Origin of the sequence: Rhodococcus mengyinensis (assembly GCF_048381435.1) — a bacterium.
Taxonomy (GTDB): domain Bacteria; phylum Actinomycetota; class Actinomycetes; order Mycobacteriales; family Mycobacteriaceae; genus Rhodococcus_F; species Rhodococcus_F opacus_D.
The window spans coordinates 25,288-38,189 of sequence record NZ_JBLWIT010000111.1; the positions used below are offsets into that span (position 1 = coordinate 25,288).

The 12,902-nt window shown below is 68.0% G+C and carries 10 protein-coding genes; 8 read left to right on the forward strand and 2 right to left on the reverse strand.

Features of this window, described 5'->3' with window-relative positions:
• Positions 1-71: 71 nt before the first annotated feature.
• Complete coding sequence (locus ACNJ7E_RS24245; RefSeq protein ID WP_280784783.1) at positions 72-1,520, forward strand: aspartate ammonia-lyase; 1,449 nt, start codon at positions 72-74, stop codon at positions 1,518-1,520.
• Positions 1,521-1,607: 87 nt separating this feature from the next.
• Positions 1,608-2,447, forward strand: coding sequence for an HpcH/HpaI aldolase/citrate lyase family protein (locus tag ACNJ7E_RS24250; protein ID WP_280784764.1), 840 nt, complete (start codon positions 1,608-1,610; stop codon positions 2,445-2,447).
• A 19-nt stretch (positions 2,448-2,466) separates the two neighbouring features.
• Here the strand turns inward: ACNJ7E_RS24250 and ACNJ7E_RS24255 are convergent, their stop codons facing one another.
• Positions 2,467-3,357: a LysR family transcriptional regulator gene (locus ACNJ7E_RS24255; protein WP_280784763.1), complete on the reverse strand. Its 891-nt coding sequence runs from the start codon at positions 3,355-3,357 to the stop codon at positions 2,467-2,469.
• 135 nt (positions 3,358-3,492) lie between these two features.
• Here ACNJ7E_RS24255 and ACNJ7E_RS24260 point away from each other — a divergent pair, with 135 nt between their 5' ends.
• The 3 genes from ACNJ7E_RS24260 to ACNJ7E_RS24270 are packed head-to-tail and all read left to right on the forward strand — an operon-like array spanning position 3,493 to position 7,750.
• On the forward strand, positions 3,493-4,860 hold the full coding sequence (locus ACNJ7E_RS24260) for an MFS transporter (RefSeq protein WP_283351198.1): 1,368 nt from the start codon (positions 3,493-3,495) through the stop codon (positions 4,858-4,860).
• Positions 4,857-6,572 (forward strand): acyl-CoA dehydrogenase family protein, encoded by a 1,716-nt coding sequence (locus tag ACNJ7E_RS24265; RefSeq protein WP_418341147.1) that lies wholly within the window; start codon positions 4,857-4,859, stop codon positions 6,570-6,572. The genes ACNJ7E_RS24260 and ACNJ7E_RS24265 overlap by 4 nt, the downstream gene beginning before the upstream one ends.
• Positions 6,569-7,750, forward strand: coding sequence for a CaiB/BaiF CoA transferase family protein (locus ACNJ7E_RS24270; protein WP_418341148.1), 1,182 nt, complete (start codon positions 6,569-6,571; stop codon positions 7,748-7,750). The genes ACNJ7E_RS24265 and ACNJ7E_RS24270 overlap by 4 nt, the downstream gene beginning before the upstream one ends.
• 6 nt (positions 7,751-7,756) lie before the next feature.
• Here ACNJ7E_RS24270 and ACNJ7E_RS24275 read toward each other — a convergent pair whose 3' ends face one another.
• On the reverse strand, positions 7,757-8,452 hold the full coding sequence (locus tag ACNJ7E_RS24275; protein WP_280784759.1) for a FadR/GntR family transcriptional regulator: 696 nt from the start codon (positions 8,450-8,452) through the stop codon (positions 7,757-7,759).
• A gap of 197 nt (positions 8,453-8,649) precedes the next feature.
• Between ACNJ7E_RS24275 and ACNJ7E_RS24280 the strand changes: the two genes are divergently transcribed.
• The 3 genes from ACNJ7E_RS24280 (at position 8,650) to ACNJ7E_RS24290 (ending at position 12,886) form a co-directional block, all read left to right on the forward strand.
• The gene (locus ACNJ7E_RS24280; RefSeq protein ID WP_418341149.1) at positions 8,650-10,014 is read left to right on the forward strand and encodes an SLC13 family permease; all 1,365 of its coding nucleotides are present in this window, start codon (positions 8,650-8,652) and stop codon (positions 10,012-10,014) included.
• 167 nt (positions 10,015-10,181) lie between these two features.
• On the forward strand, positions 10,182-11,378 hold the full coding sequence (locus ACNJ7E_RS24285; protein ID WP_283351202.1) for a CaiB/BaiF CoA transferase family protein: 1,197 nt from the start codon (positions 10,182-10,184) through the stop codon (positions 11,376-11,378).
• Positions 11,378-12,886 carry a carboxyl transferase domain-containing protein gene (locus tag ACNJ7E_RS24290; RefSeq protein WP_418341177.1) on the forward strand — a complete coding sequence of 503 codons (1,509 nt, stop codon included), beginning with the start codon at positions 11,378-11,380 and terminating at the stop codon, positions 12,884-12,886. Before ACNJ7E_RS24285 ends, ACNJ7E_RS24290 begins: the two co-directional genes overlap by 1 nt.
• Positions 12,887-12,902: the final 16 nt, after the last annotated feature.

The following is a 12,902-nucleotide window of genomic DNA, read 5'->3' on the forward strand; positions in this document are numbered from 1 at the left end:
GATCGACGTCATAGTCCCTGTCAAGTAGAACGGCGAGTTGGGTGTTGGTGGATAAGTTGAGCGACAGCGATGTGCGGATCGAGCACGATTCGATCGGAGATCTGGCGGTACCGGCGGGGGCGTACTACGGCGTCCACACCGCCAGGGCGATGGACAATTTCGCGATCACCGGGTCTGCCATCGGTCAGTACCCGGCGCTGGTCGCGGCGTTGGCGACCGTGAAACAGGCTGCCTGCCTGGCGAACCGGGACCTGGGTCTCCTCGATGACCGGCGGGCCGATGCGATCGTGGCCGCGTGCACGGAGATTCGCGCCGGGGCACTGCTCGACCAGTTTCCGATCGATCCGATCCAGGGCGGGGCGGGCACCTCGTCGAACATGAACGTCAACGAGGTCATCGCGAACCGCGCACTCGAGATCCTCGGATTCGGGCGCGGCGCCTACACCGAACTCGACCCCCTCGCTCACGTGAACCTTGGTCAGTCCACCAACGATGTCTACCCGACCGCGATCAAGCTCGCGCTGGTCGAGCACCTCCGAATGTTGATCGCGTCGCTCGGTCGGCTCGCGGAGTCGTTCGAGCGCAAATCGATCGAATTCGACGACATCGTCAAAATGGGTCGCACCCAGCTGCAGGACGCGGTACCGATGACCTTGGGGCAGGAGTTCGCCGCCTACTCGATCATGCTGAACGAGGACTGCGCCCGGCTCTCCGAGGGAGCGCTTCTGCTGCTGGAATCGAACCTCGGCGGCACCGCCATCGGCACGGGGATCAACGGACATCCCGAGTACTCCGCGCTCGCCTGCAACTACTTGCGCGAGCTGACCGGTGAACCGGTCGTCCCGGCCGGCAATCTGATCGAGGCAACCCAGGACTGCGGAGCATTCGTGCAGGTCTCCGGAATCCTCAAACGTGTCGCCGTGAAACTGTCCAAGACGTGCAACGATCTGCGGCTCACCTCCTCCGGGCCGACCGCCGGACTCGGTGAGATCAATCTGCCTCCGGCCCAAGCCGGTTCGTCGATCATGCCCGGCAAGGTCAACCCGGTCATCCCCGAAATGGTGAACCAGGTCGCGTTCGAGGTGATCGGCAACGATCTGACGGTCACGATGGCCGCCGAGGGTGGGCAACTCCAGCTCAACGCGTTCGAACCCGTGATCGTCTACAGCCTGCTGCGCTCGACGACGCACCTGGCCGCGGCATCGGACACCCTGGCGGTGAAGTGCGTCGACGGGATCACCGCCAACCGCGACCACCTCGAGCGGGGTGTTCGGCGCTCGATCGGCATCGTCACCGCGCTCTCGCCGTTCATCGGCTATGCCGCCAGCGCGGATATCGCCAAGAGGGCGCTGGCGACCGGCGCCTACGTCGGCGACCTCGCCGTCGACGACGGTCTGCTCACTCGCGCGCAGGTCGATGACATCCTGTCCCCCCGGCGACTCGCCGGCCTGCTCACCGCACCCACGGTGGACCGCGAATTCTCCGCACTCGACCATCTCACCGGTGTCGCCGCGCACTGATCGACGCATCACACCCAGCACCTCGAATGCAGGACAGCGCAGTCCTCGCCCGAGGAGAAATCCACATCGAGAGGAAAAGAGAATCGGATGACCCTCACATCGTCGGCACACGCCGCCATAGTCCCCGCGACACATGCGCGCTCCTGGCTCCTGGTCGCGGGCTCACGTCCGGACGAGTTCGCCGCAGCCACGAACTCGGCGGCTGACGCGGTGATCTTCGACCTCGAGGACGGTGTTGTTCCGTCCTCGAAAACACAAGCCCGCGAGGATGTTGCGCGTTTTCTGGCCGGTGGGGGTACCGGGTGGGTGCGCATCAACGACGTCACCACTGCGGACTGGACCGCTGATCTGGATGCGATCCGGGGGCTCCCGGGACTGAGTGGCGTGATGCTCGCCAAGGCCGAATCTGCGGACCACATCGATCGCACGGCTGCCGAGCTTCCCGGCATCCCGATCCTCGCCCTGGTCGAATCGGCGCGTGGCGTCGAATTCGCTTTCGACATCGCCTCGGCCGATGCCACGACCCGAATTGCATTCGGCACCGGCGACTTCCGCCGCGACACCAATGCGGGCGCCGACCCCGACGCGCTGGCCTACGCGCGGGGACGGCTCGTCGTCGCCAGTCGGGCGGCCGGACTCCCCGGTCCCATCGACGGCCCGTGCCTGACAGGCGAACCCGATCTGTCCGAGGCATTGGCCGTCACCAGGTCGATGGGCATGACCGGCAAGCTCTGCATGCATGTCGGCCACACACCGATCGTCAATCGCGAACTGTCCCCGCTACAGAGCGATGTGGCCTGGGCTGCCGAGGTCATCGCACACCTCGGCGCGCAGGGTGAGAACATCGCCGACGGCAGCGATCGCCCGAAGCTCGCGCGTGCCCTGCGAATCACCCACCTGGCCGACGTCTTCTCGGTGTCGGCCTGAGCTTCCCGCCGTGCAGCGGTTACCCGACCTCCCCGATCACCTCGCGCAGTACCCGGGTGACCGTCTGCACTGCAGGTGAGGGATTGGCGTCCTGCCAGGCCATGGCGATGGGGAGGGTGGGGGCGTCGCCGGCGATGGGCAGGTATTCGACGCCGTCCATCGTGAGGTGCGCGGTCGAATCCACTACGACGGCGACTCCGACCCCGGCGCCGACCATCGCGAGCAGGCTGTACGGGTCGGGCGCCTCGTGCGCGACGACGGGGGCGAATCCTGCTGCCGCACACAGGGCGAGCGTGGCGTCGCGGACCACGGAACCGTGTTCGGCGGGGTAGATCACGAACCGTTCGCTCGCCAGTTCCTGCGGCACGACGGCGCCCGCGTCGACGAGACGGTGCCCGGCCGGGACCGCCACCATCAGTGCCTCCTCGAGCACGGTGTGGGTGGCGAAGCCCCGCGGGACCGGCAACCCCACGATGCCCATGTCCAGGGTTCCGCGGGTGAGGGCGTCGAGCACCTCACCGGAGTACATCTGCGGGCGTAGGTCCAGTTCGATGCCGGGGTAGGCGTCGGCGAGGGAGCGGGCGAGAACGGACAGCACCGTGTAGCCGCCCGCGCCGCCGAATCCGACGGTGACGCGGCCGGTCTCCCCGGCTGCCGCCGCCTGCGCGATGCCCTTCACGATCCCGACCTGCGCCTCGATGGTCCGGGCCGGACCCACCAGAGCCTCGCCGGCGGCCGTGAGCCGCACGGAGCGGGTGGTGCGGACGAACAGATCGGTTCCCAGTTCCCGTTCGAGGGCCCGCACGGTCTGGCTGAGCGGGGACTGCGCCACGTGGAGACGTTCGGCGGCCCGCCCGAAGTGCAGTTCTTCCGCGACCGCGAGAAACGCGTGCAGGTGACGGAGCTCCACGACCCTCCTCGGGACTATGTGTCTGAATCACCTAAACAAGCTGAATTAAGTCTTGGACTCTACACGGAATCCCGACCATAGTGATGCACACCACCTCTGCGTCGGCGTGACGCCCCACGAAAGTCAGGGAGAACCGTGAACCCGAATCCCGGCCGCGACGCGGCACCACCCGAATACAGCACCAAGCAGGCCCGCAAGGCCGGTGTCACCGCGTTCGTCGGCACCACCATCGAGTGGTTCGACTTCTACATCTACGGCACCGCCTCCGCACTCGTGCTGGGCCGGTTGTTCTTCCCCGACGCCTCGCCCGCGGTGGGCACCCTCGCCGCCTTCGCGACGTTCGCGATCGGCTTCGTGGCCCGCCCGCTCGGCGGGATCGTGTTCGGTCACTTCGGCGACAAGTTCGGCCGCAAGAACGCCGTGATCATCACGCTGATCCTGATGGGGATCGGAACGGTCGGCGTCGGCTGCCTCCCCACCTACTCGCAGATCGGGATCTGGGCGCCCATCCTCCTCGTCGCGCTCCGCGTGGTCCAGGGCATCGCGATGGGCGGTGAGTGGGGTGGCGCCGTGCTCATCGCCACCGAATTCGCGCCACCGAACAAGAAGGTGCTGTATGGCGCATTCGCGCAGCAGGGATCGCCCGTCGGCAATCTGCTCGCGACCCTCGCGTTCCTGGCGCTGACGCTGTTGTCGGACAGCGTGTTCGAGTCCTGGGGCTGGCGTCTGCCGTTCCTCGCGTCCGCCGCGCTCGTCGTCGTCGCGCTGTACATCCGGCTGCGGATCTCGGAGACGCCGGAGATGAAGAAGGCCGTCGTCGCCCAGGAGCGCACCCGGATGCCGCTCGTCGAGGTACTGCGCTCGCACCCGGTCGAACTCGCCCTCGGCGTGGGGGCCGTGGTCGCGGGTGTCGCCATCACCTACGTGAAGACCACGTTCGCACTCGCGTGGGCCACCGCCGACCTCGGATTCGACCGCGGGGACTTCCTCCTCGTGATCACGATCGCGCTCGTCGCGCAGGTACTCGTGCAGCCGTTCGGCGCCGTGCTGGCCACGAAAATCGATCCGTCGCGGGCGGTTCGGTGGATGCTGCTGCCCGAACTCGTGTTGCTGCCGTTGATGTTCCTCCTCGTCCAGACCGGGTCGGTGCCACTGGCCATGCTCGGCATGGTGCTGGCCACCGCGCCGCACGCGATGTACTACGCCGCGCTCGCCGGCATCCTCGCCCAGGTCTTCCCGACCAACGTCCGCTACACCGGAATCTCGCTGTCGTATCAGCTGTCGACGGCGATCTTCGCCGGAACCGCCCCGGTGCTCTGCCAGTTCCTGCTCACCCACACCGACTCGATCTGGCCGGTGGTCGCCCTCGGACTCGGCTACGTCGTGCTCTCGCTCGCCTGCATGACGCTGCTGCTCCGCCGTGGGAAAGCCCGTTCGGACCGGGCCGACGCCGAGCCCCGTCCCGAACACACCTCGACCCGGAAAGATGCTGCCCACTCATGAATTTCGCTCACACCGATCCCGCCCTGCGCGCCGTCGTCGACCGGTGGACCGCACCGTCGGACCGCGACAAGTTGAACACCCTGCTCGATCGGCTGGGCGCCGACGCCGGCGACCGGCTCGACGCCCTCGCCGGCACCGCCGACAAGAATCCGCCGGTGCTGCAGCAGTTCGACCGTGACGGCGAACGCATCGACCGGATCGCGTACCACCCCTCCTACCAGGAACTGTGCCGCGCCGCCTACAGCGAATACGGACTGTCGGCACTGTCGCACCGCGGCGGCCTGCACGGCTGGGACGACGTCCCACCGCACCTGGTGAAGTACCTCGCGTCGTACGTGTTCGTGCAGGCCGAGTTCGGGCTGGCGTGCCCGGTGTCGATGACGGATGCTTCCGCCCGCACGCTGCGCATGTTCGGCGACCCGGACGTGTTCGGACCGTGGATCGACGCACTGACCTCGACGGACCCCGACGGCGCGATGACCGGTGCGATGTTCATGACCGAACCGCAGGCCGGCACCGACATCGCCCGCACGGAGACCCGGGCCGAGCGTGACGGCGACGCGTGGCGGCTGACCGGGAAGAAGTGGTTCGCGTCCAATCCCGACGCCGACGTCATCGTGACCCTGGCCCGGTTCCCCGGCGGCGACGACCAGTCCACTCGCGGCGTCGGAATGTTCATGGTGCCCAAGGTTCTGGCGAACGGCGAGCGCAACAGCTACACGATCGACAGGCTGAAGGACAAGCTCGGCACCCGCTCGATGCCCAGCGGTGAAGTGTCGCTGACCGGTGCGTACGCCCTTCAGGTGGGCGAACTCGATCGCGGGTTCCGGCAGATGGCCGAGATGGTGAACACGTCGCGGCTGTCGAACGCGATGCGGTCGAGTGCGCTGATGCGACGAGCCGTGCGGGACGCCGTCGACCACACCCGGGAGCGGGTCGTGTTCGGCAAGGCCCTGTTCGACCAGCCCCTGATGCGGGCAACCCTGCTGCCGCTCGCCCTCGACGCCGAGGCGGCGCTCGCCCTGGTGGCGTACAGCGCGCAGTGTCTGCAGGCGGCGGACGCCGGCGACGACTCCGCGCGTGCCCTGATCCGGGTCCTCACCCCGCTCGCGAAGCATTACATCTGCAAGCGGGCGCGCGTGGTCACCGGCGAGGCCATGGAGGTGCGGGGCGGCAACGGTTACATCGAGGAATGGGCCCACGCGCGCCTGGTCCGCGACGCCCACCTGGGGTCGATCTGGGAAGGGTCGAGCAACGTCATCGCCCTGGACGTGCTGCGGTGCATGCGCAAGCTCGGTGCGCATCGCCGGCTGGCGGACACGATGCGCGGCATCCTCGCCGGACTCGGACCCGACTGCGGCACCGGCGCCGATGTTCTCCGCCGACGCTGGGACGACCTGGTCGAGGAAGGCGATCTGCTGGTCGCCGGAGACGACGACACCGCGCAGGCCGGATGCGCGCGCTACGCGAACGAGATGGCCCGCGCGGCGATGGCCACCCTGCTCTACGACCTCGCCGACTTCGCGATCACCACGGGCAGCGGCTACCGGTCGCTGCTCGTCGCGAACGCCTACCTGTCCGGCGACACCGGGCACCTCCCCGGGGCCGCCCTCGACCACCTCGCGGCCGTCGTCGACGGCACAGATGTCGCGGCGGACGCCGCGCAGGCCGCCGCACCCCGAACCGACTCTGCGACAGGAGTTCTCCTGTGAACACCACCCACACCGGTCCGGCGCCCCTCGCGGGTGTGCGGGTGCTCGACCTCTCCAAGATCCTCGCCGGACCGTACGCCACCATGTCGCTCGCGGACCTCGGCGCCGACGTCACGAAGGTCGAACACCCCGACGGCGGCGACCCGACACGGTCGTGGGGTCCGCCGTTCGTCGGCCCCGACGCCACGTACTACCTTGCGATCAACCGGGGCAAGAAGTCGGTGACCGTCGACCTCAAATCGGAAGAGGGACAGGACGTCATCCATCGCATCCTGGAGGAGACCGACGTCGTCGTCGAGAACTTCAAGCCCGGCAGCGGATTGCAGCGAATCTTCGACTACCGGACGCTGTCCGAGCGGTACCCGCGTCTGGTCGTGCTGCACATCTCCGCGTTCGGCGAGGACGGTCCGCTGCGCGACGAACCGGGTTACGACATGATCGCGCAGGCCGCAGGCGGGCTGATGTCTCTCACCGGTGAGCCGGGCGGGGCGCCGATGAAGGCAGGATTCGCGATGGGTGATCTGGGGGCGGCGCTCTTCGGTCTGATCGGCGTGCTCGCTGCCCTGGTGGAGCGGTCGCGGACCGGCCGAGGGCAGTACGTGACGACGTCGCTGTTCGAATGCCAGCTCGCTCTGCACGTGAACTGGGCGACCAACTACTTCGCGACCGGCGAACGTCCCGCCGCGCTGGGTTCCGGTCATCCCAATCTCGCTCCGTATCAAGCATTTCCCGCGAGCGACGGATACTTCGTCCTCGCGGTGGGCAACGACAATCAGTGGGGGAGCCTGTGCTCCGCGATCGCACGCGACGACCTGACGACCGACCCGCGCTTCGAGCGCAACCGTGACCGCGTGGCGAATCGTGGCGATCTCGAGCAGGAACTGTCGACGGCCTTCGCGTCGGGCACCGTGGAGCACTGGTGCGACACACTCGCCGCGCACGAAGTGCCCGTGTCACCGATCCGGCACCTCGACGAGATCTACGGCGACCCGCACACTGCGGCACTCGGGATGATCGGCACGGTCGACCACCCGACGCTGGGCAGCCTGCAGCAGATCGCGTTCCCGGTCAGTTTCGCAGGCGAGCGCCCGCGTCTGACGTCCGCGCCGCCGGTACTCGGCGCCGACACCGACGAGATCCTCGGTGCCCACCGGCCGCAGTCGGTGGTCGGCGGGTAGACCCGGTTACCCGCCCTCGCGCAGCAGCGCGACGTCGGACACCATCCGGATGTGATCGGCCATCGCACGGGAAGCGCCCGCGGAGTCCTGGTCTCGAATCGCCGTCGCGATGCGGCGGTGCCCTTCGAGCGAGGCCCGCGGGCGTTCGGCTTGGGAGAGGGATTCGATCCGGGTCTCCCGGATGAGCCCGGAAATCTCGTGCATCAGCTTGGCCAGCAGTGACGAGTGCGCCGCGACGATGATGGCCTCGTGGAACTGCTCGTCGCCGACGACGCCGCGATCGCCGGCGGCGATCTCGGCTTCCATCGTCGCGAGGGCGGCATCGATCGCCGCCATTTCCGCGTCGGTCCGGCGCTCGGCGGCGAGCCCGGCAAGTTTGACCTCGAGTGCCTCGCGGGCCTCGATCACCTCGGGGAGACGGTCGGCGTGTTCGCGCAGCGCCTTGACGGCTCGTTCCTCGATGGGGCGGCGGACGAGCACGGCACCGTCCCCGTGCCGCACCGACACCACACCCTGCACCTCGAGGGCGACGAGCGCCTGACTCAGGGAAGCGCGACTCACCCCGAGTTGAGCTGCGAGTTCACGCTCGGCGGGGAGGCGGTCGCCCGGCGTCATCTCGTGGTCGGCGATATGGGCGCAGAGCTGTTCGACGATCACCTCGTACAGCCGCGGTCGTGCTACCGGACGCAGTTGCTCAGCCACTGGGCCACCCACTCTCCATTCCACTGAAACTACTCCACGGTATCTCGCACAGGCATGTAACCGCACCCACAGTTCCTGTTGACAGTGATTCACGACACTGCTTGTATGAAGTGGCTAGGCCAATCTGCCACTGAGTCAATTTGCTCGCCGGCGGCGGTCGAGACCAGTTGCCACTGCCACAGAACCGGAGACTTTTCATGTCGACCGAGTTGATCCCCATACTTGCGCTCGCCGTCATGTTCCTGGCGGCGACCGTGCTGCCCGTCAACATGGGCGCACTCGGCTTCGTTGCCGCCTTCTTCGTCGGAACCTTGTCGCTGCACATGAGCAGCGACGACATCATCGCCGGATTCCCCAGCAGCCTGTTCCTGACGCTGGTCGGCATCACCTACCTCTTCGCGATCGCCCAGAACAACGGGACCGTCGACCTCATGGTCCGCGGGGCGGTCCGGCTGGTCCGCGGACGTGTCGCGCTGATCCCCTGGGTGATGTTCGGGATCACGGCGGTACTCACCTCTATCGGCGCGCTCGGCCCCGCCGCGGTCGCGATCGTCGCGCCGATTGCCCTCGGCTTCGCCGCCCGCTACAAGATCAACGCTCTCCTGATGGGCATGATGGTCGTGCACGGAGCCCAGGCAGGCGGATTCTCGCCGATCAGCATCTACGGCGTCACGGTCAACGACATCGCGTCCAAGGCGGGATTGACCAACAGCCCGCTCACCCTGTTCCTCGGAAGCCTCCTGTTCAACGCCGCTATCGGGGTGCTCCTGTTCGTCTTCCTGGGCGGACGCGACCTGATCGGGCGCAGCGTGCACGACGACGCTGCCGACGACACAGGAGGAAGCGGCGCCGGTGGTTCGGGCGGAGGAGTGCCCGCGACCGGAGGCGATTCGGGATCGGGAGGGGCCACCGCGACCAAGGTGCGCCCGACGGCGACCCTCGCGGGCGCACCCGGACGCCCCGGAGTCACATTCGATCAGGCCCTCACTCTGGTCGGTCTCGCCGCGCTCGCGGTGTTCTCGCTGATCCTCGACCTGGACGTGGGGTTCATCTCGATGACGGTGGCCGTCGTCCTGGCGCTCGCCTCGCCGAAGGCGCAGAAGGGTGCGATCGCGCAGATCAGCTGGTCGACGGTTCTGCTCATCGGCGGCGTGCTCACCTTCGTGGGGGTCCTGCAGGAGGCGGGAACCGTCGAGTACGTCGGAAACGCGGTGGCGAGCCTGGGGATGCCTCTCCTCGTCGCTCTTCTGCTCTGCTACATCGGGGCCATCGTCTCCGCATTCGCGTCGTCCACGGCGATTCTGGGAGCGACCATTCCGCTCGCCGTCCCCTTCCTCCTCGCCGGCGAGGTGGGCGCGGTGGGCGTCATCGTCGCGCTTGCCATCTCCTCGACCATCGTGGACGTAAGCCCGTTCTCGACCAACGGAGCGCTGGTCCTCGCGAACGCGCAGAACGTCGATCGAGAGCGTTTCTACAAGCAGATCCTGAAGTACAGCGCCCTCGTCGTGGCCATCGGGCCACTCGTGGCCTGGGCGATTCTCGTGGTGCCCGGCTGGCTCTGACGGCCGGCGGGGAGGCGACCGGCCCGCCTCCCCGCGTCATTGCATCGACTTTTCACCTCTTGACATCGGCCGGATCAGATGTTTCATTTAATTGGCTAGTCCACTAGGTCACTGTACCAACAGTCCAGCTCTCGCGGCTCTCGCCAGGAAGTAACGGGTGGTTTCACATGTCCACGAACACGATGGAGCGCACAGGTCCGCTGCAAGGAGTGGTCGTCGTCGATCTGACCCGCGCACTCGCGGGCCCCCACGCGGCGATGATGCTCGGCGACCTCGGCGCCGACGTCATCAAGATCGAGACCCCGCACGGCGGCGACGACACCCGCGGATGGGGGCCGCCCTTCGTGGAGCCTGCCGACGCCGAGCGGGAATCGACGTACTTCCTGTCCGCGAATCGGAACAAGAAGTCGATCACCCTCGACCTCAAGGCCGAAGACGGACACGCCACCCTCGAATCCCTCGTCCGGCGCGCCGACGTCCTCATGGAGAACTTCCGCACCGGCGTCCTCGACCGCCTGGGATTCACCACCGAACGGCTCGCGGAGCTGAACCCGCGCCTGGTCGTCCTGTCCATCAGCGGTTTCGGTCACGACGGACCCGAAGGCGGACGCGCGGGGTACGACCAGATCGCGCAGGGCGAGGCCGGACTGATGTCGCTGACCGGCCCCAATCCCGACGACGTCCAGCGCGTCGGCGTGCCCATCGCGGACCTGCTCGCCGGCATGTACGGGGCGTTCGGCGTCGTCGCCGCCCTGCAGGAACGTGAGCGCACCGGACGGGGCCGCGTCGTGCGAACGTCGTTGCTGGCCAGCGTCGTCGGCGTGCACGCCTTCCAAGGGACGAAGTGGACCGTCGCCGGCGAGGTCGGTGAGGCGCAGGGCAACCACCATCCGTCGATCTCGCCCTACGGGCTGTTCCGCACCGCCGACGGCGCCGTCCAGATCTCGGTCGGCAGCGAAGGACTGTGGAAGCGGTTCTGCGCGGGCTTCCACCTCGATCCGGAAACCCCCGGAATGGCCACGAATCCCGAACGCGTCGAGAACCACAAGCAGGTCCTGGAACTGGTCGAGGACGCGTTCGGCGCGTACACCAGCGACGAACTCCTCGTCGAACTCGACCGCATCGGAGTGCCCGCGGGACGCGTCCGGACGATCTCCGAAGTCTACGAATGGGAGCAGACCAAGTCGCAGGGACTGCTCGTCGACGTCGACCACCGCACACTCGGCAACATCACGCTGCCCGGCCCGCCCCTGCGGTTCTTCGAACCGGACGGCACCGAGGTCACCGAGACCCGGCACACCGCACCACCGGTCCTCGGCGCGGACAACGACACCGTGATGTCGTGGCTGAAAGAGTGCAGCTGATGGCTCGCCTGACCGCTCCCGAACTGCTCGACCTCGTAGTCGACGCCGGCACGTGGGAGTCCTGGGACACGCCCCCGATCCAGGTCGCGGCGGACTCCGAGTACGCCGACGAACTTCTTCGCGCACAGGAGAAGACCGGCCTCGACGAGGCGGTGCTGACCGGAGTGGCCACCATCCGCGGCCGCCGAACGGCAATCCTCGTCTGCGAATTCGGCTTTCTCGGCGGCTCCATCGGAGTGGCCGCAGGCGAGCGTCTCGTCGCCGCGATCCGACGCGCCACGCGCGAACGCCTTCCGCTGCTCGCCCTGCCCACGTCCGGTGGCACGCGAATGCAGGAGGGAACGACCGCGTTCCTGCAGATGGTCAAGATCACGGCGGCGGTGATCAAGCACAAGGAGGCGCACCTGCCGTACCTCGTCTACCTGCGAAGCCCCACGACTGGCGGTGTCTTCGCATCCTGGGGGTCGCTGGGGCACGTCACCATCGCTGAACCGGGAGCGCTCGTCGGCTTCCTCGGACCGCGCGTGTTCGAGGCGCTGTACGAGTCGCCGTTCCCGGCGGGCGTCCAGACCGCCGAGAACCTGCACGCGCACGGACTCATCGACGCGGTGCGGCCGCCGGATCAGCTCGCCGAGATCGTCGACCGCGCGCTGCGCATCATCACCTCCGGCCGTGGTGGCCGGCCGTCGCTCGCGGACGCCCCCGTCCACGAGAGTCTGCCGGACGTCCCCGCCTGGGATTCGGTGGTCGCCTCGCGCCGCGAGGACCGGCCGGGGGTGCGGGAGGTGATGTTCCACTCCGCGTCGGATGTTCTTCCGCTCAACGGAACCGGTCAGGGTGAGGTCGATCCGGGCTTGATCCTCGCCCTCGTCCGGTTCGGTGATATGCCGTGCGTCCTGCTCGGCCAGGACCGTCGAGGGCAGACCACGCGGTCGCCGCTCGGCCCGGGCGCTCTGCGGGAAGCCCGCCGGGGAATGCGGCTGGCGGCGGAACTGAACCTGCCGTTGGTGACGGTCATCGACACCGCGGGCGCGGCATTGTCGAAGGAGGCGGAGGAAGGCGGTCTGGCCGGTGAGATCGCGCGCTGCATCGCCGACATGGTCTCGCTCGACGTCCCCACCATCTCCCTACTGCTCGGGCAGGGCACCGGCGGCGGCGCGCTCGCGTTGATCCCGGCCGACCGGGTGCTCGCGGCCCAGCACGGCTGGCTCTCACCCCTGCCACCCGAAGGTGCGAGCGCGATCCTGCACCACGACATCGCGCACGCTCCGGACATGGCCGCCCGGCAGGGAATCCGGTCGTCCGATCTCCTCGCGAGCGGCATCGTGGACGAGGTGATCCCCGAATTCCCGGACGCGGCAGACGAATCCACGGCGTTCTGCACCCGGGTGGGTGCGGTACTCCACCGCGAACTGTCGCTCCTCGATGCGGCAGACACCACCCAGCGACTCTCCGACCGTGCGGAGCGATTCGACCGGATCGGTCTGTTGCAGCCCGCACATGCGTGACCGCGGTGCCGGGGAT